24 protein-coding genes and 5 tRNA genes are annotated in these 24,013 nt (G+C 34.2%); 27 read left to right on the top strand and 2 right to left on the bottom strand.

Translation table 11 applies throughout. The features are described 5' to 3' along the window. The 5 genes from HMPREF3023_RS01980 (at position 1) to HMPREF3023_RS01960 (ending at position 502) form a co-directional block, all read left to right on the top strand. Positions 1 to 76 (top strand) — tRNA-Thr (locus tag HMPREF3023_RS01980). A gap of 27 nt (positions 77 to 103) precedes the next feature. Next, a tRNA-Tyr gene (locus HMPREF3023_RS01975) sits at positions 104 to 189 on the top strand. 24 nt (positions 190 to 213) lie between these two features. Beyond that, positions 214 to 288: transfer RNA gene (locus tag HMPREF3023_RS01970), tRNA-Gly, on the top strand. Between the two features lie 9 nt (positions 289 to 297). Continuing rightward, positions 298 to 374, top strand: a tRNA-Arg gene (locus tag HMPREF3023_RS01965). Between the two features lie 41 nt (positions 375 to 415). Further along, positions 416 to 502, top strand: a tRNA-Leu gene (locus HMPREF3023_RS01960). 349 nt (positions 503 to 851) lie between these two features. Here the strand turns inward: HMPREF3023_RS01960 and HMPREF3023_RS01955 are convergent. Beyond that, positions 852 to 1,820, bottom strand: coding sequence for a ribonuclease H-like domain-containing protein (locus HMPREF3023_RS01955; protein ID WP_070700182.1), 969 nt, complete (start codon positions 1,818 to 1,820; stop codon positions 852 to 854). A 144-nt stretch (positions 1,821 to 1,964) separates the two neighbouring features. On the opposite strand from HMPREF3023_RS01955, the gene HMPREF3023_RS01950 reads away from it, so the two are divergent. The 4 genes from HMPREF3023_RS01950 to HMPREF3023_RS01935 are packed head-to-tail and all read left to right on the top strand — an operon-like array spanning position 1,965 to position 5,714. Continuing rightward, positions 1,965 to 3,110 carry a cysteine desulfurase family protein gene (locus HMPREF3023_RS01950; RefSeq protein WP_070700181.1) on the top strand — a complete coding sequence of 382 codons (1,146 nt, stop codon included), beginning with the start codon at positions 1,965 to 1,967 and terminating at the stop codon, positions 3,108 to 3,110. An 8-nt stretch (positions 3,111 to 3,118) separates the two neighbouring features. Continuing rightward, positions 3,119 to 4,300: a tRNA uracil 4-sulfurtransferase ThiI gene (gene thiI, locus HMPREF3023_RS01945; protein ID WP_070700180.1), complete on the top strand. Its 1,182-nt coding sequence runs from the start codon at positions 3,119 to 3,121 to the stop codon at positions 4,298 to 4,300. Beyond that, the gene (locus tag HMPREF3023_RS01940; RefSeq protein ID WP_070700179.1) at positions 4,290 to 4,862 is read left to right on the top strand and encodes a LemA family protein; all 573 of its coding nucleotides are present in this window, start codon (positions 4,290 to 4,292) and stop codon (positions 4,860 to 4,862) included. Before thiI ends, HMPREF3023_RS01940 begins: the two co-directional genes overlap by 11 nt. 9 nt (positions 4,863 to 4,871) lie before the next feature. Beyond that, complete coding sequence (locus HMPREF3023_RS01935) at positions 4,872 to 5,714, top strand: TPM domain-containing protein (RefSeq protein ID WP_070700178.1); 843 nt, start codon at positions 4,872 to 4,874, stop codon at positions 5,712 to 5,714. On the opposite strand, the gene HMPREF3023_RS01930 is transcribed toward HMPREF3023_RS01935, so the two are convergent. After that, complete coding sequence (locus HMPREF3023_RS01930; protein WP_083315489.1) at positions 5,715 to 6,422, bottom strand: heparan-alpha-glucosaminide N-acetyltransferase; 708 nt, start codon at positions 6,420 to 6,422, stop codon at positions 5,715 to 5,717. It abuts the gene before it with no gap. Between the two features lie 80 nt (positions 6,423 to 6,502). On the opposite strand from HMPREF3023_RS01930, the gene HMPREF3023_RS09435 reads away from it, so the two are divergent. The 18 genes from HMPREF3023_RS09435 to fusA all read left to right on the top strand — a co-directional run bounded on the left by HMPREF3023_RS09435 (position 6,503) and on the right by fusA (position 23,954). Continuing rightward, entirely contained in the window at positions 6,503 to 6,646 is a 144-nt protein-coding gene (locus tag HMPREF3023_RS09435; RefSeq protein WP_168165795.1) for a hypothetical protein, read from the top strand. A 419-nt stretch (positions 6,647 to 7,065) separates the two neighbouring features. Then, on the top strand, positions 7,066 to 7,605 hold the full coding sequence (locus HMPREF3023_RS01925; protein WP_070700177.1) for a helix-turn-helix domain-containing protein: 540 nt from the start codon (positions 7,066 to 7,068) through the stop codon (positions 7,603 to 7,605). Between the two features lie 10 nt (positions 7,606 to 7,615). Continuing rightward, positions 7,616 to 8,650, top strand: coding sequence for an ABC transporter ATP-binding protein (locus HMPREF3023_RS01920; RefSeq protein WP_070700176.1), 1,035 nt, complete (start codon positions 7,616 to 7,618; stop codon positions 8,648 to 8,650). Position 8,651: 1 nt separating this feature from the next. After that, positions 8,652 to 9,482: an ABC transporter permease gene (locus HMPREF3023_RS01915; RefSeq protein WP_070700175.1), complete on the top strand. Its 831-nt coding sequence runs from the start codon at positions 8,652 to 8,654 to the stop codon at positions 9,480 to 9,482. Continuing rightward, complete coding sequence (locus HMPREF3023_RS01910) at positions 9,482 to 10,264, top strand: ABC transporter permease (protein WP_070700174.1); 783 nt, start codon at positions 9,482 to 9,484, stop codon at positions 10,262 to 10,264. Before HMPREF3023_RS01915 ends, HMPREF3023_RS01910 begins: the two co-directional genes overlap by 1 nt. Positions 10,265 to 10,272: 8 nt before the next feature. Then, positions 10,273 to 11,319 (top strand): ABC transporter substrate-binding protein, encoded by a 1,047-nt coding sequence (locus tag HMPREF3023_RS01905; RefSeq protein ID WP_070700183.1) that lies wholly within the window; start codon positions 10,273 to 10,275, stop codon positions 11,317 to 11,319. Between the two features lie 83 nt (positions 11,320 to 11,402). After that, complete coding sequence (locus tag HMPREF3023_RS01900) at positions 11,403 to 12,431, top strand: hypothetical protein (RefSeq protein WP_070700173.1); 1,029 nt, start codon at positions 11,403 to 11,405, stop codon at positions 12,429 to 12,431. 328 nt (positions 12,432 to 12,759) lie between these two features. Further along, on the top strand, positions 12,760 to 13,869 hold the full coding sequence (locus HMPREF3023_RS01895) for a BMP family lipoprotein (RefSeq protein ID WP_070700172.1): 1,110 nt from the start codon (positions 12,760 to 12,762) through the stop codon (positions 13,867 to 13,869). A 117-nt stretch (positions 13,870 to 13,986) separates the two neighbouring features. Beyond that, positions 13,987 to 15,519: an ABC transporter ATP-binding protein gene (locus HMPREF3023_RS01890; RefSeq protein WP_070700171.1), complete on the top strand. Its 1,533-nt coding sequence runs from the start codon at positions 13,987 to 13,989 to the stop codon at positions 15,517 to 15,519. Further along, the gene (locus tag HMPREF3023_RS01885) at positions 15,506 to 16,633 is read left to right on the top strand and encodes an ABC transporter permease (protein WP_070700170.1); all 1,128 of its coding nucleotides are present in this window, start codon (positions 15,506 to 15,508) and stop codon (positions 16,631 to 16,633) included. The genes HMPREF3023_RS01890 and HMPREF3023_RS01885 overlap by 14 nt, the downstream gene beginning before the upstream one ends. Then, a complete protein-coding gene (locus HMPREF3023_RS01880) occupies positions 16,626 to 17,582 on the top strand; it encodes an ABC transporter permease (protein WP_070700169.1) in 957 nt (318 codons plus the stop codon). Before HMPREF3023_RS01885 ends, HMPREF3023_RS01880 begins: the two co-directional genes overlap by 8 nt. Before the next feature lie 102 nt (positions 17,583 to 17,684). Continuing rightward, complete coding sequence (locus HMPREF3023_RS01875; RefSeq protein WP_070700168.1) at positions 17,685 to 18,713, top strand: DmpA family aminopeptidase; 1,029 nt, start codon at positions 17,685 to 17,687, stop codon at positions 18,711 to 18,713. A 247-nt stretch (positions 18,714 to 18,960) separates the two neighbouring features. Further along, the gene (locus HMPREF3023_RS01870) at positions 18,961 to 19,479 is read left to right on the top strand and encodes a hypothetical protein (protein WP_144019621.1); all 519 of its coding nucleotides are present in this window, start codon (positions 18,961 to 18,963) and stop codon (positions 19,477 to 19,479) included. After that, positions 19,467 to 20,069, top strand: coding sequence for a hypothetical protein (locus HMPREF3023_RS01865; RefSeq protein ID WP_070700166.1), 603 nt, complete (start codon positions 19,467 to 19,469; stop codon positions 20,067 to 20,069). Before HMPREF3023_RS01870 ends, HMPREF3023_RS01865 begins: the two co-directional genes overlap by 13 nt. Positions 20,070 to 20,097: 28 nt before the next feature. Further along, complete coding sequence (locus tag HMPREF3023_RS01860) at positions 20,098 to 20,706, top strand: hypothetical protein (RefSeq protein WP_070700165.1); 609 nt, start codon at positions 20,098 to 20,100, stop codon at positions 20,704 to 20,706. Between the two features lie 179 nt (positions 20,707 to 20,885). Continuing rightward, on the top strand, positions 20,886 to 21,299 hold the full coding sequence (gene rpsL, locus HMPREF3023_RS01855; RefSeq protein ID WP_019124174.1) for a 30S ribosomal protein S12: 414 nt from the start codon (positions 20,886 to 20,888) through the stop codon (positions 21,297 to 21,299). A 93-nt stretch (positions 21,300 to 21,392) separates the two neighbouring features. Then, positions 21,393 to 21,863 carry a 30S ribosomal protein S7 gene (rpsG, locus tag HMPREF3023_RS01850; protein WP_070700164.1) on the top strand — a complete coding sequence of 157 codons (471 nt, stop codon included), beginning with the start codon at positions 21,393 to 21,395 and terminating at the stop codon, positions 21,861 to 21,863. A 15-nt stretch (positions 21,864 to 21,878) separates the two neighbouring features. Continuing rightward, positions 21,879 to 23,954, top strand: coding sequence for an elongation factor G (gene fusA, locus HMPREF3023_RS01845; RefSeq protein ID WP_070700163.1), 2,076 nt, complete (start codon positions 21,879 to 21,881; stop codon positions 23,952 to 23,954). The last annotated feature ends 59 nt before the right edge of the window (positions 23,955 to 24,013 follow it).

The raw sequence follows: 24,013 nt of genomic DNA, 5'->3' as shown, positions 1-24,013 counted from the left end.
GCTGGTGTAGCTCAATTGGTAGAGCAACTGACTTGTAATCAGTAGGTTAGGGGTTCAAGTCCTCCCACCAGCTCCAAAAAATCTTATTATTAGGGACTTACATGGAGGAGTTCCCGAGTTGGCCAAAGGGGACGGACTGTAAATCCGTTAGTTTAACTTTCAGTGGTTCAAATCCACTCTCCTCCACCAAAAATTTTATAAAAAATTATTTATGCGGATGTGGCTCAGTGGTAGAGCATCGCCTTGCCAAGGCGAGGGTCGCGAGTTCGAATCTCGTCATCCGCTCCATTTTTTTATGTATCCTTAGCTCAGCTGGATAGAGCGTCTGGCTACGGACCAGAAGGTCGGGGGTTCGAATCCTCTAGGATACGCCACAAAAACTTGTAATTTTTATTACAAGCTTTTTTTTGCTCATGCAGGAGTGCTGGAATCGGCAGACAGGCATGTTTGAGGGGCATGTGCGAGAAATCGCGTGAGGGTTCAAGTCCCTCTTTCTGCACCAGGAAGACTACTTATTGATTAAGTAGTCTTTTTTCATTGGATTTTTAATTATTTAAAAATTGTAAAAGTAAAAAAAATCTTTTAGATGAAGTAAAATTATTAATTTCAAAATAATTATAATAGATAGTTTCATTTAAGATTAGTGGATTTTGATTTTTTTATAAGTTAGAAATTAGCTAGAAAGTAAAAAAATTAATATAAAGTGTAAAAGGCTTGGATTATTCCAAGCCTTTTTGTTACAGTTAATTATAAATCTTTTAGATATTTAATTTACTTAATTATAAACTTAAAAAATTATACTTAAATGACTAATAATTACTTTATAAAAAATCATGAATCATTATCTACTCTTAGACTTTTTTATTTAATTCTAAATTCAATATTTTCTCACACAAGTCTTTTTGATTTTCAAATATATGGTCCTTGTAATATAAAATTAAAATTTTAGCTGGACTTTTTATATTACTTTTGTTTTCTAATTTTAGATTAAGGTCTTTCTTAAGAATGAAGAAACATTTATTGTCTTCATCATATAAGCCATCTTCAGTATTGATTTTTAAAATGAAACTTTTCGGATATCCTGTAAGTTCTAAATAGTCTTCTTTATTTTCTATTGAATTAAAAACTTCTAGTGAATAAATTCCTCTCGATGCAAAGTATTCTTCTGAATAATTTGTCTTTCCTCTTAACTCTATGGTATTTCCTAAGAGTTCAAAGCTTTCTAAAATAAATTCATCATTTAAAATTTTAAAACTCAACTTTGATTTTAAGCTATTTCTAATACTATCGTCTAATAATATTAAGTTCTTAAGGCTTTCAAAGGAGTAGTCTAAGATCCTATCCATAGAAGCTTCATCACCTTCTATAAATTTCTTAAAAAGAGATTTTATTTTTATTCCCTGGTAGGTCCACTCACTTGATGAATCAAAAGAATCTACAAAGTTTTCCAACAAGACCTTATTAGAATGATATGAGAGTTTGAATACAAAGTTGTAGGTCCTTGTCACTTCTTGAAGATCTATAAATTTAAAGTCAATATCTTTTGAGAAGTACATTTTACACTTTGCTTTTAAAAATTTAAGGTCAAAGGACTTGCCAGAATAAGTTATAAATTCTTTGTCTTCAATAATAGGAAGGACTTCTCCCAAGAGTGTTCTCTCGTCCTTAAAACTTTCCACATAATAAAATTTTATCTTTTCAGAGGACTTTAGAGCGAGACCAATAGATATAATTGAGTCCATGTTTCTCGAGAGTCCTGATGTTTCTATTTTTATATAATTTCTCTTTGGTGGAGAAATTTTTCTTTCTATAACTTTCACATTATCACCAATTTAAGTATAACATTAAAAAAATTTTATTATTATAAAATTTCGGATAAATGGCCCAGAGGTTAGAAATCACCTATGAAGTCGTGTTATAATATAAAATTAGTAGAAACTTATAATTAGATAGAAGGAAGTTATATGATATATTTAGATAATTGTGCAACAACAAAACCAGACAAGGAAGTTGTTGAAGTAATGATGAAGGCATTAACTGATGATTTTGCAAATCCATCGTCACTTCACAGCTTTGGGCACAGGGTTGAAAAGGAAATAGAAGTAGCTAGAAAAAATGCAGCAAGCCTTATCGGGGCTCAGGCTGATGAAATTTATTTCACATCTGGAGGAACTGAAAGCAACAACATTGCAGTTCACGGAGCCATAGAAAAAAACAAGAGAAGGGGTAAGAAGATAATTACCTCTGCCATTGAGCATGCATCTATTGACGACCAATTTAAACACTATAGGGAAAAGGGCTATGATGTAGTCTATCTTGATGTAGATGAATCTGGTGCTGTTGACTTAGAAAAATTTAAAGAAGTCATGGATGAAGACACAATACTAGTTTCTCTTATCTATGTTCACAATGAACTTGGAACTGTTAACAAGGTCAAGGAAATTTTTGAAATAGCCAAGTCTATAAATAAAGATGTCTTTTGTCATGTTGATGGAGTTCAAGCTGTTGGAAAAATCCCTGTTGATGTTAAGGACCTTGGCTGCCATACTTTTTCTTTTTCATCTCACAAGATTTATGGTCCCAAGGGGATGGGAGCCCTCTATAAGAGGAAGGATGTAAATATAAATAGTCTTGTAATTGGTGGAGGCCAAGAAAAGGGGCTTAGGTCTGGAACAGAAAATGTGCCAGGTATCCTTGGATTTGGAAAGGCTTGTGAACTTACAAAGAGGGACCTAGATAAGAGACTTGCTCATGCAAAAGAGATTAAAGAGTACTTACTTAAAAAGTTAGAAGAAAATCTTAAAGATTATAAGATAAGCACTCCAGAAAATTCCACTGACTTTATTGTATCTCTTTCCATCTTGGATATTAGGGCAGAAGTACTTCTTCACTATCTAGAAGGTGATGAAATTTATATTTCAACTGCCTCTGCCTGCACTTCTAATGGAACTCATAAGTCCACAACTCTAGAACAAATTGGTCTTTCAGATAAGTATGCTGAGGGAACTATAAGAATTTGTACTTCCAAGGACACTACAAAAGAAGACATAGATATTTTTGTAGAAAAATTAGTAAAATACGTTGATGAAATAAGAAAAATAATGAGATAGGTGATTGAATGAAAAAAGTTATGGCACTTTCTCTTGGGGAAGTAATCCTCAAGGGGAAAAATAGACATAGGTTTATAGAAAAATTAATAAAATCTGTAAAAAGAAACCTAAGAAATATTGACCATGGAAAGATTTACCACAACATGGGAAAAATTTATGTGGAAGTCACAAGTGACAATGAAGAAAAATTAATAAACAGGTTAAAACACGTCTTTGGTATTGTCTACATTGCCCCAACTTACCAAGTGGAAAGAGATTGGGAGACAATTGAAGAAGCAGTTGTAAAGATTGTAGACGAAAATTTAAAAGACCATCCAGAATACAAGACTTTTAAGGTTAAGACAAATAGGGGAGACAAGAAGTTTCCACTTAATTCCATGGAAATTTCTGCAAAAATTGGTGGTATGGTCTTAAAGAACTTCGACATCAAGGTTGACGTCCACAATCCAGACTTTTATGTTTACTGCGATTTGAAAAAGGATACCTATATCTATGTAGATAAGATTAAGGCCCATGGTGGACTTCCAACAGGAACAAATGGCAGGGGACTTCTTCTCCTATCAGGAGGAATAGACTCTCCAGTTGCAGGATTTTTAATGGCAAAAAGAGGAGTTCTTGTGGACTGCCTCCACTTCCATTCTTATCCTTTCACATCTGAAAGAGCAGAGGAAAAGGTAAAAAAACTTGCAGAAGACATTTCAAACTTCTCAGGTGACTTGACTTTCTATTCAGTAAACATCTTGGACATTCAAAAGGAAATAAATATTAATTGTCCTGAAGACGAAATGACTATTATATCTAGAAGGTTTATGATGAGGGTTGCAGATAAGATTGCAAGAGACAATGGTTATGATTGCATTATAACAGGTGAAAACTTGGGACAAGTTGCATCGCAAACTATTGACGGACTCAAGGTAACTGATGCTATAACAGACAAGATTGTCTTTAGACCTCTTATTGGCATGGACAAGGTAAATATAATTGATATTGCCAAGGATATTGATACTTATGAAACATCAATCCTTCCTTATGAAGATTGTTGTACAGTATTCTTGCCAAAACATCCACTTTTGACTCCAAGCATTGAGGGAATAGAAAAGTCTGAAGAGCCACTTGACTGTGATAAGCTTGTTGAAGAAGCCATAGGAAAAATGAAAATTGAAAAAATAGGAGGAAGCGATGAAGAATAAAAATAAGGGCGCTGTAGGAATAGTTGCCATTATAGCCATAGTTGTTGTAATTGCAATTTTCTTCGGTGGCCAATGGAACAATCTAGTTAAGCTAGATGAAGATGTAAATGGTGCTTGGGCACAAGTCCAAAATCAAGTAAAAAGACGTGCTGACTTAATTCCAAATATAGTAGAAACTGTTAAGGGATATGCTGGTCACGAAAAGGAAACTTTTACAGAAATTACTAAGGCTCGTGCAGGAGTTTCTGAAGCATCTACACCTAAGGAACTTGCTGAAGCCAACGATAATTTGACAGAAGCTATTGGAAGACTTAATGTTGTTGTGGAAAATTATCCAGAATTAAAGGCAAACCAAAACTTCCTAGACCTACAAGCACAACTTGAAGGAACTGAAAATAGGATTGCTACAGAAAGAATGAGATATAACGATACAGTTAAGCTTTACAATCAAAAGGTTAGAAGGTTCCCAACAAATATTATTGCAAAAATTTTAGGTTTTGGACCAAGAGATTATTTTGAAGTTTCAGAAAAGGACAATCAAGTACCAGAAGTTAAGTTTTAGGTGATAGCTATGAAAAAATTGTTAGCTACAATTTTATTTGTCTTCACCCTGGTCTTTAACGTCTACGCCTTTGACAAGGACCAAATGTCCTATAATGTTTATGATGAGACAAATACCCTTAGTCAAGAGACAATAGACTATCTCAACAAAACCACTTATGATCTTAAAAAGAAGACAGGTGGGGAGATAGGGGTTGTCATAGTCAATAGCTTAGAAGGCTATTCCCTTGAAGAATACGCCACAAAGATTTTTAATGATATAAAAATTGGAGACAAGGATAAGGACAATGGAGTCCTAATCCTCCTTGCCCTACTCGATGATAATGATAGGCTGGTAAAAATTGAACCAGGTTATGGTTCAGAGGGATTTGTTCCCGATGCCTATGCATCGAGAATTATTAGGGCAATGGGAAATGTTGTTGCTGAAAATGAAAATGACAGGCCCTTTGAAAAGGCAGTCCTTGAAGGATATGCCCAAATTATAAAATTATATGAGGGAGAATATGGAGTTGACATTGTGGCAAGGGAGCCACAAGAAGTCATTGATTATTCTGATGAGGATTATTATAGAGAGGAAGATCCCTTTTTAGCAATTTTTAAATTAATTGTAATTATTGCTATAATCTCCTTGATTTTTGGAAATAAAAATGGAGGAGGACCTGGTGGGAGAGGACCAGGAAGCAGGAGAAGAAGACAAAGACCAGTGATTTTCTGGGGACCAGGATCCTTTGGAGGCGGCTTTGGAGGATCAGGTGGTTTCGGTGGATCATCTGGTGGTTTTGGCGGCGGAGGCTTTGGAGGCTTCGGCGGCGGAGGTTCCTCTGGTGGCGGTGGCGCCAGCGGAAGAATTTAATCAAAAGCCAAAGATTAGAGAAAAAATTCCAATCAAAAGAATTTGATGAAGGAAATAAATTAAAAGAGAATGCCTACCCATGATATTGATAATATTGTGAGAGGCTTCTTTTTTTGTAAATTTTATGAAGTCAAAGAGGAAGTATCCCATGTAAAATAAAAATATCCAAGGTATTAGAGGAAAGTAATCTCCTGATGAAAAGTTTTCGCTAGGAAGACCAAGGATAAATAGGTTTAGATCATAAAGTGCCTTTGGTGGAATAATCTTTCCAAAAAAGATGCTTCCGTAATAAATTCTCTTTAGACTTACAAATAAAATGGTATTCACAATAAGTCCAAGCTTTGGATTTATTTTTTTTATGTATTTTTTTATAAGCATGTGAACTAAAGTAGCACCAGCAAAGAAGTGAATGATTCCAAAATAAATTGCATCTTCTTTAGAAAATACGTAGGACCCAAGAGTAATCAAGAGAGAAAGGCCACATAAAATTAGAAACTTCTTCTTAAAATTATTTGAAAAGTGGGTTGAGTAACCAGAAATCAAAATAAAGGAAATACATATATACTGCTGAAAGTAATAAAAATTGTGATTGAAATCAAATCCATAAAAATTTTCAAGATCAAAAATTCCATGATAAATTATCATGCTTATAATAGTGAAGCCACGCAAAAAATCTATAGCATTGTATCTTTTCTTAATAGTATCCATTCTTACACCTCAGAAAAATTATAACACAAATAGAGGAGAGGAAAGTAAGATGAAGTTCTTGACTTGGTAAAAATTATGAAGTGGTAAAAAATTATGAAGTGGTAAAAAAATATGAAGTGGTAAAAAATTATGAAGTGGTAAAAAATTATGAAGTAATAAAATATTATGAAGTAATAAAATATTATGAAGTAATAAAAGATTATGGAGTCATAAAATATTATTAAGAAGCAAAAAACTTTAACTATAAAAAAATTATTACGCTATAAAAATTCATTAAGTCATGAAAATTTATCAAGTAATAGAAATACCTTGGATGAGAAATATTTATTCTCGTCCAGTTTTTTATTTAATATTATTTACTCATAAGATAGATGTAAAATCCCTTTAAAAGAAACCCTGTTAGAATTCCGAAAATAAAAATCAAAAAATTTTTCATAAGTCCCTCCTTAATAAATAAAATATATTAGACACAAAGTGGAAGCAAGAAGAAAATAATTATAAAATGAAAGTTATTTAGTAAATTATATTTTACAAAAAATTTAATAAAATAAATTGTAGATTCTATTGACTTTAAATATCTTAAGATTTATACTCTAATGAGTTTAATAATTTAAGTAATTTGTTTAATATTATAGGTGATGCAATGAAGATTGGAAATAAAATAAAAGAAATGAGAATTGAAAAGGGCCTTACCCAAGAAGAGCTGGCTGACAGGTCTGAACTCACTAAGGGTTTTATTTCTCAAATTGAAAGAGATTTGACATCGCCATCTGTTGACTCTCTTTTAGATATTTTGGAGGCCCTTGGGACTGATCCTAGCCTTTTCTTTAAGAGGGAAGAAAATGAAAAAATAATCTTTAAGGAAGAGGACTTCTTTGAAAGTGAAAATGAAGAGCTTGGTTATGTCCTTGATTGGGTTGTGCCCAATGCACAGAAAAACCAAATGGAGCCCATGAGGGTCTTGCTTAAAGCAGGAGGGACTTCAAAAGAACTCCAGCCCTATGAGGGCGAAGAGTTTGGCTATGTCCTAAGGGGTTCAGTGAAACTTTTTTATGGAAAAGAAGAATACAAGGTGAAAAAGGGAGAGTGCTTTTATTTTAAAGCCAACAAGTCCCATTACTTAAAAAATGAAGGAAAGTGTGAAACTGAGATTTTGTGGATATCATCTCCACCAAATTTTTAGGCGGTGAATTATGGAAAATTATGTAATTGAATTAAAAAATATTAGCAAGTCCTTTGGTGACAATGTAATTTTAGAAAACTTTGATTTTAAGGTAAAAAAAGACGAGTTCCTTACGATTTTAGGACCATCAGGCTGTGGTAAAACTACAATTTTGAGGTTAATCGGTGGTTTTGAAGAGCCAGATGAGGGACAAATTCTTTTTAATGGAGAAGACATAACAAATAAGGAAGCCTATGAAAGAAGGATTAACACAGTTTTTCAAAAATACGCCCTCTTTCCCCATATGAATGTCTTTGACAACATTGCCTTTGGTTTAAAAATAAAAAAAATGGACAAGAAAGTCATCAAGGAAAAGGTAAGTGAGGTTTTAAAACTTGTTAACCTTTCTGGTTTTGAAAACAGGGAAATTGAATCCTTATCAGGAGGTCAACAACAGAGGATTGCCATTGCAAGAGCTCTTGTCAATGAACCAGATGTACTCTTGCTTGACGAACCTCTTGGTGCTCTTGATTTAAAACTTAGACAAGCCATGCAGATTGAACTTAAGAGAATTCAAAAAAGCGTTGGTATAACTTTTATCTACGTTACTCATGACCAAGAAGAGGCCCTTTCTATGAGTGATACTGTTGTTGTCCTAAATAATGGTGAAATCCAACAAATGGATAGCCCAATAAATATTTATAACGAACCAAAGAATGCCTTTGTAGCAGATTTTATTGGTGAATCCAATATTATTAAGGGAAGGATGCTTGAAGACTTCAAGGTAAGATTTTTAGATTACGATTTTCCTTGCGTTGACAAGGGATTTAGAGCCAACGAAGATGTTGAAGTTGTAGTAAGACCTGAAGATGTGCTTTTGGTTGATGAGAACTACCAAATTGAAGGGACTGTAACAAGTCTTGTCTTCAAGGGAGTTCACTATGAAATGACTGTAGATATTGATGGTTACTCCATGCTTGTTCAATCGACAGAAAAAAGAGAAGTGGGAGAAAAAACAGGCATAATAATCAAACCAGACCTTATCCACGTTATGAGGTTGAGCTAAGATGAAAAAATTTTCACTAATATATTTATTTTGGGGCCTAGTATTTATTGTTTTCCCACTATTTTTAATACTTGCCCACGCTTTTAGTGCCAACACAGACCTAGCAGACTTTGCCTTTACCCTAGACAATTTCTCAAGGTTTTTTGAACCACTTTATGTAAAAATTTTAATTACATCTCTTGTATTGGCAGGAGTTTCTACTATTTTTTGTCTTCTTATTGGCTACCCGGTGGCCTATATAATTTCACAAATGAGGGAAAAAGTAAGAAACAACATGATTTTAGTTTTTATTATCCCAATGTGGATGAACTTTTTATTAAGGACTTATGCCTGGCTTACACTTCTTGGCAACAAGGGATTGATAAATAAATTTATAGGACTTTTTGGATGGGGTCCCTGGGATCTTATGTACAACTCCAAGGCCATAATGATAGGTATGGTTTACAATTTCTTGCCTTTTATGGTTCTGCCAATTTATACAGTATTATTAAAAATGGACAAAAAATTAATTGAAGCAGCAAAGGACCTGGGAGCCAACGACTTTGAAGTTTTTATAAAAGTTATTCTCCCACTTTCTCTACCAGGAATTTACACAGGAATAACTATGGTTTTTATACCAGCAATTTCAACCTTTGTTGTGCCAAACCTCTTGGGAGGAAACAACTTCTACCTAATAGGAAATCTAATTGAAAAGCAATTTACCTTCACAGGAGACTGGGGCTTTGGTTCTGCAATTTCAGTAATCTTAATTGTAATTATGCTTTTAATTCTTTTACTTCCAAAATTATTTAATGGAAAAATTAAAACTAATGAAATCGGAGGTGGCTTATAATGAAAAAAATAATAGATAGAATTTACTTATTTTTAATATTTTTATTCTTATATGCCCCAATTATAATTCTTGTTGTCTTTAGTTTTAACAACTCCAAGCTAAGGGGATCTTGGGCAGGCTTTACCCTAAAGTGGTACAAAAATTTATTTTCTGACCCAGCAATTTTATCTTCCCTTTGGACTACACTTATAGTAGCAGTAGTGGCAACAGTCATTTCAACTATTGTTGGAACAATTTCTGCCATTGCCATAAATGAACTTAGGGGTTTTAAAAAGAATGCCATCCTAAATATAAATTACCTGCCAGTAATTAACCCTGATATTGTGACAGCAGTTGCTCTTATGGGACTCTTTGGACTTTTTAACATAAGAATGGGATACACAACAATGATAATTTCACATATTGTCTTTTGTATTCCATATGTTATTCTTTCTATTCTTCCCAAGTTAAATCAGTTGCAAAAGAATACAGTGGAGGCAGCCCTAGACCTAGGCGCAACTCCAACTTATGCAATATTAAATGTGGTTATACCACAAATTAAACCTGCGATCTTAACTGGGGCCCTAATGTCCTTTACACTTTCCATAGACGACTTTGTAATTTCCTTCTTCAACACAGGTCAGGGAGTTTCAAACCTTTCAATAACAATTTACTCTATGGCTAGGAAGGGGATTAACCCATCAATAAATGCAGTATCGACATTAATGCTAGTAGCACTACTAATTCTACTTGTTATAATCAACAAGAGAAGTGAAAAAATGAAAAAAATCGAGGTAATCTAATGAAGCACATGAAAAAAATAATTTTATCACTTGCAATCCTAATGGTATTTTCCCTAACAGGATGTGGCAAAGAAGAAACAGCAAAGGAAGAAATTTATGTTTACAACTGGGGAGAATATATTGACCCTCAAATCCTAAAGGACTTCCAAAAGGAAACAGGTATAAAGGTTAACTACGACACTTACGCATCAAATGAAGACCTTTATATCAAGATGACTCAATCACAAGACAAGTATGATGTAGTTGTTCCTAGTGACTATATGATTGAAAGACTTATAAAAGAAGATCTTGTAAGAGAAATTAACTTTGAAAATATTCCAAACTTCACAAATGTAGAAGATATATTAAAAAATCCTACTTTTGATCCAGAAAACAAATACTCAGTACCTTACTTCTGGGGAACAGTTGGCATTGTCTACAACAAGGCAGAAGTAAAAGACAAGGTTGACTCATGGGACATTCTTTGGAATGAAAAATATAAGGACCAAATAATTATGTACAACTCACAAAGAGATACTCTAGGAGTTGCCCTAAAGAGACTTGGTTATTCACTAAATTCAACAAGTGAAAAGGAACTTCAAGAAGCTAAAAAGTCTCTAATAGAACAAAAACCACTAGTTTATGCTTACCTAGATGATGATGGACGTGATGTTGTTGTCCAAGGAGATGCAAACCTATCTGTAATGTATTCAGGTGACGCCCTTCTTATGATGCAACAAAATGAAGACCTTGACTATGTTGTTCCAAAAGAAGGTTCAAACATTTGGTACGACTCCATGGTTATTCCAAAAAATGCAAAAAATGTAGAGGGAGCAGAAAAATTTATAAATTATATGCTAGAAAAAGAAGTTCAAGCAAAGAATGTTGAACACTGCGTAGGTTACACTTCACCAGTTAAGGGTGTAAAGGACCTTTTACCAGATGAAATTAAAAATTCAAAGGTTGCCTATCCAGATCTTGATAAACTTCCATCACTAGAATCCTTTAGAGACCTAGGAGATTTTATTAAAGTTTACGACAGAATCTGGACAGAAATAAATGCTTCTAATCTTTAATATGCTAATAAATTTGTTTATTTTAAGGCCTCCTTGTGATATCATGTAAGTTAAGCGAAATGTTTTCATAATGGAGGTTTAAAATGAACGAGAGAATAAAAAAGCTTGTGGTTTTTGCAATTTTCATACTAGTACTTATGTTAGCTTCTCTAACTGCTTTTTTCAGTAAGTCTCTTATGTGGCCAAATGCAGAAGTAAATAGAGAATTCGACGGAATTCTTTTCAATAATGCTGATGGAGTAGAAAATTTACAAGTTTCTAGATCTTTAGAAAAAGAAGCTAATGAAAACTTAATAAAATACGACATAAAATTTAATTACACAGGCGAAGACTCAACTGCAAGAATTTTGGGAACACCAAATAGACAAATTTTCTTTGACGAAGGAGTTGGCTTTAGCAAGTCAAAGGTAAACTTAAAGGGAGACTTTGACAAAATTAACAAATCTCTTTTCGAAGAAAAATTAAAATTAAAGGTAAAAGACTTTTATAACAAGACAGACAACAAGGACTTTAAGGCAGTGAGTGAAGTTAAACTTGCCCTAAAGGAAAAAGTTGGAGAATATGAATTCACAGTTTACTACAATCCAAATCCACTTTACTTTTCAGGTGGACAAAAGGTTGAAGATGCTTCAATTTTTGTTACAAATGCAAAGGTAGAAAACTGGACAGAATCAATTAAGTCTAGCAACAGTGTAAAAGAAGCCTACACAAACTCAGGTTATTATGTAAATAAGATAGAATTAATAAACCAAGGACTAATAAATAAAATTTCTCTAATTAACACAGCTTCTACAGTGATCTTTTTAGTACTAACTCTAGGAGTCATTGCTTTAATCTGGTTTGATAGGGGAAATTTCCAAATCTATCTTGGAGCCCTATTCTTAATGATTCCTGCCTTTTACAGGTTCATTGACAAGGGAACAAGTAACCTTGGTGTCCTTATAGCCTATCCAATCTTGGGACTAATTGCTTCAATAGCGGCAAGATTTTTGGCATCAGATGGCGACTTTATTTTTGGCAACAAGGAAATGAAACAATCAGTGGCATTTTTATTAATGTACTTTGTTTTCTCACTTGTATTATTTGTTATACCAAGAGTATTTATTGGATAAGTAAATTTTTAAAAGCTCAATATTATATTGGGCTTTTTTTGTTGAAAAAATTTATTGAATTTTGTAAGCTTTTGAAAAGGTAAAAATAAATTTTGAAAGTTTATAATTTTTTATCAGCTCCTAAATATTTACAAGCTATTAATTTTTTGTAAAGTTATAAAAATTTATAAGGTCACAAAAATATATAAGTTCATACTTTTTTCTCACTTAGATAAAAAATATAAATTAGATAAAAATTGTAATGACATAGGGAAAACTTTTTATTGAAATTGAAATAATAGTAAATTTAATATATAATTTAATTAAATATCTATAGGAGGATTTTTAAATGAAGAAGAAATTTACACTACTTTCAGTGTTATTGATTGCAATGACACTTGTTGCTTGTGGTGGCGGCAACAAAAAAGAAGCAGGTGCAAATGCTGCAAATGCTGCAAATGCTGCAAACGCTACTAAAGAAACAACTGAAGCTAAATCAGACATTAACGTTGGTTTTGTAACTGACGAAGGTGGAGTTAATGACCAATCCTTTAACCAAGGTGTTTGGGAAGGACTTCAAAAGGCAATTGATGAACTTGGAATCAAGGCTGACTACATTGAATCTAAGGACACTAAGGACTACACTCCTAACCTAGAAACTTTTGCTGACCAAGATAAGAATCTTATCGTTGGTGCTGGTTTCAAAATGGGTGGTAACGTAGCTGAAGCTGCTACAATGTATCCTGAAATCAACTATGCAATAGTTGACGTTGACGTTACAGTTGACAAAGATGGTAACAAAATTGAAGCTCCTTCAAACCTACTTGGAATTATGTTTAGAGCACAAGAACCTTCTTTCCTAGTTGGTTATATTGCTGGTATGACATCAGAAACCAACAAGGTTGGTTTCGTTGGTGGCCAAGAAGGTAACATTATTTGGGGATTCGAATATGGTTACAAGGCTGGTGTTGATTACGCAGCTAAGGAAAAGGGAACTGACATCGAAGTTCTTAGCCAATATGTTGGAGACTTCTCTGACGCACAAAAGGGTAAATCAATCACTGCTACAATGTACCAAAACGGTGCTGACGTAGTATTCCACGCAGCTGGTGGAGCAGGCGAAGGCGTTATCGAAGCTGCCAAAGAAGCCGACAAGTGGGTAATTGGTGTTGATAGAGACCAAAGCGACAGGGCTCCTGAAAATGTATTAACTTCTGCAATGAAAAATGGCGATGTTGCTGTTTACCAAGTTGTAAAAGATATGCAAGAAGGTAAGTTCGAAGGTGGAAGAACTATTGAGTTTGGTCTTTCAGACGGTGGAGCAGTAGGTATTGCGCCAACTTCTGACAAGAATGTTAAACCTGAAATTTTAAAATCAGTTGATGAAATCTCTGAAAAAATTATTTCTGGTGAAATCAAAGTTCCTTACAACGAAGAAACTTATAACGAATACAAATAAGCTTATAAAGTCATCTCTTAGGAGTCATCTTAGGGATGGCTTTTTTTATTGCAATTTATTTTAAAAATAGCCAATTCTTTGGTATAATTTATTTAACATAACAAAGGAGCGTTTGTATTGGAAACTAATAATAGAGACTTAGTCGTAAGGATGGAGAATATCACCAAAAAATTTGGTGATTTCACTGCAAACGACGGAATTAATCTTGATATTAGGAGGGGAGAAATCCATTCTCTGCTTGGAGAAAATGGTGCTGGCAAGACTACTCTTATGAATATGCTCTATGGCATGAGTTCTCCTACATCAGGTGAAATTTATATAAATAATGAAAAAAAAGAATTTAAGGATCCCAACGATGCTATAAAGGCAGGGCTGGGAATGGTTCACCAACACTTTATGCTTATTGAACCCTTCACTGTTGTTGAGAATATTGTTCTTGGCATGGAGCCTATGAATGGAATCAAGGTGGATATAAAAAAGGCTAAGGAAGATGTAATTGCCCTTTCTGAAAAGTACGGTTTCAAAATTGATCCCGATGCCAAGATCCAAGACATAAGTGTGGGTACTCAACAAAAAGTTGAAATACTTAAGGTTTTATACAGGGGTGCTGACATATTAATTTTTGATGAGCCAACAGCAGTTTTAACCCCTCAAGAAATCACAGAATTAATTGACATAATAAAAAACCTTGCAAGAGAAGGAAAATCTATAATTATAATCACCCACAAGCTAAAGGAAATTAAGCAAATGGCCAACAGGTGTACTATCATTAGGCGTGGGAAAAAGATTGACACAGTAAATGTCTCTGATGTCAATGAATCTGAACTTGCAGATATGATGGTGGGAAGAGCTGTTCACCTAGATGTTAATAAGGCTGATTGTAAGGCTGGCGACACAATACTAGATATCAAGGGCCTAACTGCCAGAGACATAAGGAATGTCAAAAAGTTAGATGACTTAAACCTAGATATTAAAGCTGGAGAAATCCATGGTATTGCTGGTGTAGATGGAAATGGTCAATCTGAACTTATTGAAACTTTAACTGGCCTTAAAAAGGCTGAAGCTGGATCTGTAATCTTCAAAGGAGAAGAGATTTTAAACCATAATCCAAGGGATATTATTGAAAGAGGTTTAAATTCTATTCCAGAAGATAGACAGTTACGTGGTCTCGTCCTAGATTTTTCTGTGGCAGAAAATATTATCTTAAAGGAATACTACAAGGACAAGTTTTCTAAAAAGGGAATTTTGGACTTCCCTAAGATAGAAAAGAATGCTGAGGACCTTTCAGAGGACTATGACATTAGACCGAGAAATATAAACCAATTTGCAGGCGCCTTATCTGGTGGTAACCAACAAAAGGTTATTATTGCAAGAGAAATATCTGGCGACCCAGATCTTCTCATTGCAGCCCAACCAACAAGGGGGCTAGATGTTGGTGCCATTGAGTATATTAGGAACTTCTTGATAAAACAAAGGGACAAGGGGAAGGCAGTTCTTCTTATTTCCTTTGAATTAGATGAAATCATGGCTCTTTCAGATAGGATTTCTGTTATTTATAATGGAAAGATCCTAAAGACTTTTGATGCAAAAGAAACTAATGAGAGAGAACTAGGACTTTATATGGCAGGAGGTAAAAATGAAGAGAAATAGGTTTTTATACACAATTCTTGCCATTGTACTTGGTATCTTAATTGGGTCAATTATACTTTTACTAAGTGGGACAAACCCTGTTGAGGCCTACAAGGTAATTTTCTTGGGAGCCTTTGGCAAGCCTAAGTATATTTCTTGGACAATTGTAAAGGCAGTTCCATTAATTTTAACAGGACTTTCAGTTGCCTTTGCCTTTAATACAGGCCTATTTAACATTGGTGCCGAAGGGCAATACATTGTTGGATCCATTGGAGCTTTAGTTGTTGGACTATTACTAGACCTTCCTCCAGTAATCCACGGACTTGTTGCTCTTTTAGTGGGAGCTCTTTGTGGTTACATTTGGGGAGCCTTAGTTGGACTATTAAAGGCAAAATTTGAAGTTAACGAGGTTATTTCATCAATTATGATGAACTGGATTGCCTTTTATCTAAGCAACTATCTATTGAGTTTTCCAATTTTAAGGTCTATTGAATCAGATAACTCCTATCCCATTAAAGAAACTGCTAGCATAAAAATTGCTGGAGCTTGGAAGATGAGTGAATCTGGTAGGGCCTATCTCGCCCAACACAAGTTTTTAAAGGATATTTTAAATCCACCTCTAAATTTTGGTATTATTATCGCTATTTTAGCAGCCATAGTAGTTTGGTACATCCTAAAGAAAACTACTCTTGGATACGAACTTCGCGCTGTTGGTTTCAATGAAAAGGCTGCAGAATACGGTGGAATTGACATTAATAAATCTATTGTAAAATCCATGGGTATTGCAGGAATCTTGGCAGGACTTGCTGGTGCAATAACTGTTCTTGGTGTTTCTGGTGATATTGGAATCATGGCGGCCCAAGAAGGCTACGGCTTTGATGGAATGGCAGTTGCCCTTATAGCTGGCAACAATCCATTGGGCACAATTCCAGCAGCTCTTCTCTATGCAGGTTTAACTTATGGAGGAGGAAAGCTTACTACAATAGGAACTTATTCAGAAGTTGTAAATATTATTATTGGTATTATGATCCTATTTATTGCAATGCCAAAACTTTTGGATATGATTAAGTTCTTCTTCACTAAGTGGTCAAAGAAGGATGGAAAAAATTTAGAAAAAGGAGGAGCAAATGAATAGTTCACTTTTAAGCTTAGCAAGTATTTTATCAATTACACTTTTATATTCAGCTCCCCTTATTTATACAGCTCTTGGTGGAGTTTTATCTGAAAATGCCGGAGTTGTAAATATTGGACTTGAAGGAATGATGGCCATAGGAGCAGTTGTTGGATCCATTGTTGGCTATTATGTAGGTAACCCTTGGTTGGCCTTCTTGTGTGGAGGACTTGGCGGAATGTTAATTGCCCTTCTTCACGCTATAGCTACAATTAATTTTGCAGCAGACCACGTTGTAAGTGGTATCGCCATTAACTTAATTGGACCGGGACTTGCACTTTTCCTTTGCAGACTTTTCTTTGATGGAGCAGCCATGTCAAAGTCCATTGATTATGAAAACAAACTTCCAGTTTTATTTGGAAAAGTTTTTAAATCTGGTGGTGGAAAGGGAATAATGAGATTCTTTGACATTGTATTCTCACAATACGCATCAGTTTATCTTGCTTTTGTCCTTGTTTTTATAGTTTATTTTGTGCTCTACAAGACTAGGCTAGGCCTAAGAATTAGGGCCGTTGGAGAATATCCTAAGGCAGCAGAAACTCTTGGAGTTGACGCTTACAAGATCAAATACATTTGCGTATTAGCATCTGGATTCTTGGCAGGACTTGGTGGAGCATCAATGTCACTTGCAGTTGTATCCAACTACAGAGAAACTCTTATCTCTGGTCAAGGCTTTATTGCCCTTGCTGCAGTAATCTTTGGCGGATGGAAACCACAAGGAGCCATGCTCGCTTGCCTACTCTTTGGATTTGCTCAAGGACTTTCAGTTTTCCTAGGATCCATGGGAATAAAAATCGATACAAACCTACTTTCAATGATTCCTTATGCAATAACTCTTTTAGTTTTAATAGTTTTTGTAAAGGGATCAAGGGCACCATCAGCAGATGGCCTTCCTTATGAAAGAAACAATTAATAAAATTCGTCTCAGCTTCGGCTGGGACTTTTTTTATGCCTTGGTTTATCTTAATAAATTATAAAAATTTTCTGATATAATTTTCTTAAAAGGAGGATCTTTATGACTTTTGAAATTTTTAAAAACTCTAGGAAGGGAAGGCTTAATAAAATATCTGACGTCAAAAGAGTGAAGGTTGGTCACTCAACAATTAGAGATGGAAAAATAAAAACTGGCGTGACATGCATCATGCCCCATGATGGAGATGTTTTTAATGAAAAACTTGTGGCAAGCTCTTACATAATTAACGGTTACGGAAAAAGCCTTGGTCTAGTTCAACTAGAAGAGTTGGGGACTCTTGAGTCGCCAATCTTTATGACTAACACCATGAGTCTTGGAAGAGTTCTTGACTCATCAATGAAGTGGATGATTGATAGGTACCCCAAGCTAGGCGACAAGTCAGGAGCTCCAAATATAATTGTCACTGAATGCAACGACGGAGTTATAAATGACATGAGGGGCCTTCATGTAAAAGAAGAAAATGTCTTAGAGTCTCTTGAAAATATAAAAGAAGACTTTGAAGAGGAGTCAGTGGGAGCAGGAACAGGTATGATTTCCTTTAACCTCAAAAGTGGCATTGGATCTTCATCAAGAATTATTGAAATAGATGGAGAAGACTATACCTTAGGCAGCCTTGTCCTATCAAACTTTGGCAGGATAAAAGATTTAAAGATAGAAGGAAGACCCCTAGGACGTGAAATGTACTTGAAGTCCAAGGAAAAAAGAGAAGACAAGGACAAGGGATCAATTATAATTGTCCTGGCAACAGACTTGCCCCTTAGCTCGAGACAGTTAAAGAGACTTGCAAAGAGGGCCACAATTGGTCTTGGAAATGTGGGCTCTTACTTGGGACACGGTTCAGGAGATATTGTCATTGCCTTTTCAACTGCCAATAGGATAAGAGAGAATAGCTTTGAAGAAGTCAAAGTTCTAAAAGAAGATTTGCTAGATGATGCCTTTAGGGCTTGTGCAGAATCAGTAGAAGAATCTGTAATTAAATCCTTAATTTATTCCGAGTCAGAAGTAACAAAGGATGGTAAAAAAATATTTTCTCTTGAAGAAAATTTAAAAAATTTGGGAATTGATTTTTGATATTTATTAACTTCTTTAAAATTTATGGGTATGAGTGTTACAATAAATTAAAAGGGTAAAATTTTATTTATAAAATACTCTTAAATTAGTTTTATAAATAAAAGATTTTAGAGGTGATTTAATGAGTGATTTAACAATATATTTCTTAGTAACAGTTTTTATATCAGCCTTAGTCACTTTTAATTACATAAGAGAAGATAAGAAAGAAGAAAAAGATTCTAAGAATGATATAATATATTCCTTCCTAATGAGCAATTTTTTAATCTTACAATTTTACTTTACAATTTATCAAAATATTGGGTTTGCAATTATGGTTAGCATATTTGTTTATTTTGTGTTTTGGGCGATTTATAAACTTTACACAGATAGCAAAAGGGGAAGTAAGTTACTGAAAAATAAGAATGAGCCTAAGTGGAGGGTTTTATTTATTTCAATATCTTTTATATTATTAGCAAGTCTTAGTTTTTTAGAATTAGAAGATGGAGCTACTATTTATTCATACAACAAAAGTGACTTTCGAAAAATTTTAATAATTTCAATTTTTTTTATTAGCTACATTAGAATTATTTTAGACTTGAGAGTTTTAAAAAGAATTTTATTTGAAAAAGATATTTGGAGAAGAGCTTTTATTATTTCAGAAATTATTTTGATTTTGGTATTAGGTTTAGGAAGTGCCTATAATATAAAAAATGTAAACCGCTTTGATTTTTATGTAGAAAGAGAAGATTATCAAGAAACATCAGGAGAGGAATTATGGGATCATTAATTATATTTTTTATAGGAACGATTATTTTCTGTTCAACAATTCTAATTGAAGATTGGTATAAGAAAAGAAGAGGAATAGAAACTGATAGTAGAGATGTAATGAAGACCTATATTTATGCTTTTACAGTTATTGAAATGTGGTTTTCAATGATTTTTTTCCAAAACAAACTATATTTTTATCTAGTAGTGTTTGGTCTTGTGGCATATTTTGTATATAAAACTTTGACAGAAGATATTATGAAAAACAAGTACAAGGATGACCCAAGGCTTTATAAAATAACAACAATTATTGCTCAAAGTCTCCTTATAATTTATCAAGTAATATTTTTTATAACCCTCAAAGATGGTCACAGGATTGTTTCCTTTGCAAAAAATGAGTTTTCAATTGTTTTGCCATGCTTTATATTAGTTATCTTGTGGCTCAGCTACTATTTATCAAAAAAGTCACTTTTTAAAATTTTTGTGGAAAAGGACTCTTATAGGAAGATTTTTATAACTTTACAAATTTTATTTATCATTATTTTTGTAGCCTTTACTATTTATAATTACATAAACATTAATAGGTTCGATTTTTATCTCGATAGGATGTAAAACTCTGGAGGGTGAAGGAGAGAAGGAAATGACAGAAGGAATGAGGAATGCTCTTATTGGAACTTTTCTAGCCTTAATATTTTTTATAATTCTTGAAAAATTATCAAATAAAAAATTTTTTAATAAAAAAATTAGCAGGGGAGAAAAACTTCTAGATTACTATAATGCCAGCACAACACTGCTTCTTTTTTGGATTAATTCCATTTATTCAAGAAACAAGTTGATTCTATACTGTATAGGAGCCTATGTCTTTATAAATATTTTTCTTAAATTATTTAAGTCTGACTTTGAAACTCATGAAAAGGAAAAGTATTTAAAAGTTATTACTATATCGCTTTGCACAATTTTTACAATTTATCAGTTTGTATTTTTTCTAACTTTAAAAGATGGGACTGTAATAGAGAACTTTGACAGGGGAGCCTATGTTAGTACCATGATTTATTTGTTAATGGGATTTTTTGTGGTTAATATATATTTTTTAATAAAGAATCTTAGGACAATTTTTATAAAGGAGGACATTTATAGAAAAGTTTTTACCATTATAGATGGAATTTTTATCCTATCCCAAGCTTTCTTTATAATTTATAATCTTGTAAAAGCAGACAGGTTTGTTTTTTACATGGACAAATTTTTGTAAATTTAAAATAAAATCATTAATTCTCAAAAAATATGGAAATTTCGCCAATTTCTCATAATTTTTATTGACTTAATGATTATCTAATGATAAAATTGATGAGTATTTGAGACGGATAGACTACCTAAATGAGGTAGTCTTTGAAATGTCCAATACTATTAATAAAACAGGAGGTGCAATTAATGCCTACAATTAACCAATTAGTAAGAAATGGTAGAAAGAAAATTCACAGTAAATCTAAATCACCAGCTCTTGATGTAAACTATGACACACTTAAAAAAGTTGAAACTGAAGTTAATTCTCCACAAAAAAGAGGAGTTTGTGTTGCAGTAAGAACAGTAACACCTAAGAAACCGAATTCAGCTCTTAGAAAAGTTGCCAGAGTTCGTTTAACTAACGGATATGAAGTTATGGCTTACATTCCAGGAATCGGACACAACCTACAAGAACACAGTGTTGTTTTAATCCGTGGTGGAAGAGTTAAGGATTTACCAGGTGTTAGATACCATATTGTAAGAGGTACTCTTGATACAGCTGGAGTTACAGACAGAAAGCAATCTAGATCTAAGTATGGTACTAAGAAACCTAAAAATTGATAGAATTTTCACATGAGATTTTATAGATTTTTGGCTTACGGGCTCAACCTGAGTACCAATGAATCGACTGAAAAATAGTTAAGGAGGGAAGTTATGCCAAGAAAAGGACATATCCAAAAACGTGAAGTTATGGCTGATCCAGTATACGCAGACGTGGTTATCACTAAGCTTATAAACAATGTTATGCTTGACGGTAAAAAAGGTACTGCTCAAAGAATTGTTTACGGAGCACTTGAAACTGTTGCAGAACAAACTGGAGAGGACGCACTTGAAGTATTCTACAAGGCACTTAACAATGTAATGCCTGTACTTGAAGTAAAGGGAAGAAGAATAGGCGGTGCTACTTACCAAGTACCAATGGAAGTTAGACCGGAAAGACGCCAAACTCTAGGCCTTAGATGGATAGTTAAATATGCAAGAGCAAGAGGCGAAAAGACAATGCACGAAAGACTTGCAAAAGAAATACTAGACGCATCTAACGGTTTAGGCGGAAGTGTTAAGAGAAAAGATGAAATGCATAGAACAGCAGAAGCTAACAAGGCATTTGCTCACTATAGATGGTAATAAGGGGAGGAATTTATGGCTCGCGAAATACCATTAGAAAAATATAGAAATATAGGTATTATGGCCCATATTGATGCTGGAAAGACTACTACTACAGAACGTATTCTTTTCTACGCTGGTAAGATTCACAAAATCGGTGAAACTCACGACGGTGGAGCACAAATGGACTGGATGGAACAAGAACAAGAAAGAGGTATTACAATTACTTCTGCAGCTACTACAGCTCACTGGAAAGGCTACAGACTTAATATCATCGATACTCCGGGACACGTTGACTTTACAGTAGAAGTTGAAAGATCTCTAAGAGTACTTGACGGTGCTGTTGCACTTTTTGACGCAAAAAGTGGTGTAGAACCTCAATCTGAAACTGTTTGGAGACAAGCAGATAAATATCACGTTCCAAGAATTGCACACATCAACAAGATGGACGTTACAGGTGCAGACTTCTTTAGATCTGTTGATACTATCGACAAGAAACTAAAGGGTAATCCTGTTCCAATTCAAGTTCCAATGGGAGCAGAAGATACTTTCATAGGAATGATTGACCTTGTTGAAATGAAAGCAGAAATTTACAAGGATGAACTTGGTAAGGAAATCGAAATTACAGATGTTCCTGAAGAGTACATGGAAGTTGCAAATAAATATAGAGAAAACTTAATCGAAGTTGCATCTGAATTTGATGAAGATTTAATGATGGCCTACCTTGAAGGTGAAGAAATCGACAATGAACTTCTTAAGAAAGCTATAAGAAAGGGTACTCTTGCTGTTAAGATTACTCCAGTATCTTGTGGTTCTTCTTACAAGAACAAGGGTGTACAACTTCTTCTAGATGCAATTATTGACTACCTACCATCTCCTATTGATGTACCTGCAATTACAGGTGTTGATGAAGATGGAAACGAAGTTCAAAGACATGCATCTGATGATGAACCATTCTCAGCTCTTGCATTTAAGATCGTAACTGACCCATATGTTGGTAAGCTTGCTTACTTTAGAGTTTACTCTGGGGTTCTTAAGGCAGGTTCTTATGTTATGAACACAGCAAAAGGCAAGAGAGAAAGAATCGGAAGAATTCTTCAAATGCACGCTAACAAGAGAGAAGAAATCGAAGAAATCCATGCAGGAGAAATCGCAGCAGCTGTTGGTCTAAAAGACACAGGTACTGGTGATACTCTTTGTGATGAAAAATCACACGTTATTCTTGAAAACATGGAATTCCCAGATCCAGTTATCTCTGTAGCAATTGAACCAAAGACTAAGGCATCTCAAGATAAGATGGCTCTTGCTCTTGCAAAACTTGCAGAAGAAGACCCAACTTTCAAAACTCACACAGATGAAGAAACTGGTCAAACTATTATCTCTGGTATGGGTGAACTTCACCTTGATATCATCGTTGATAGACTACTAAGAGAATTTAAGGTGGAAGCTAATATTGGTAACCCACAAGTATCTTATAGAGAAGGTATTAGAAAAGCTGCTGAAGGCGAAGCTAAATACGCTCGTCAATCAGGTGGTCGTGGACAATATGGTCACGCTAAGATTAGAATCGAACCATTAGAACCAGGCGAAGGTTTTGTATTCGAAAATGCCATCGTTGGTGGTGCAATTCCTAAGGAATTTATTGGACCAACTCAACAAGGTATTGAAGAAGCACTTCAATCAGGTATTGTTGGTGGATACGAAGTTCTTGATGTTAAAGTAACACTTTACGATGGTTCTTACCACGAAGTCGACTCTTCTGAAATGGCATTTAAGATTGCCGGATCTATGGCAGTAAGAGATGCTCTTGCTAAGGCTGATCCAGTACTTCTTGAACCTATGATGAAGGTTGAAGTTACAACTCCAGAAGAATACATGGGAGATGTAATTGGTGATATTAATTCAAGACGTGGAAGAATGGAAGGTATGGAACTTGTAGCTGGAGCACAAATCGTTACAGCTTATGTACCACTAGCAGAAATGTTTGGTTACGCAACAAGCCTTCGTTCAAATACACAAGGAAGAGCAAACTACTCAATGCAATTTGATCACTACGAAGAAGTACCTGCATCAATAGCTGAAGAAGTAGTTGGAGATAAAAAAAATAACTAATAAATAGGAGGATTAATAATGGGAAAGGCAAAATTTGAAAGAAATAAACCACACGTAAA

It is taken from the genome of Peptoniphilus sp. HMSC075B08, from assembly GCF_001815405.1.
Taxonomy (GTDB): Bacteria; Bacillota; Clostridia; order Tissierellales; family Peptoniphilaceae; genus Peptoniphilus_A; species Peptoniphilus_A harei.
The sequence above is the reverse complement of the archived record's forward strand: the minus strand, read 5'-3'. Positions and strand labels throughout refer to the sequence as shown.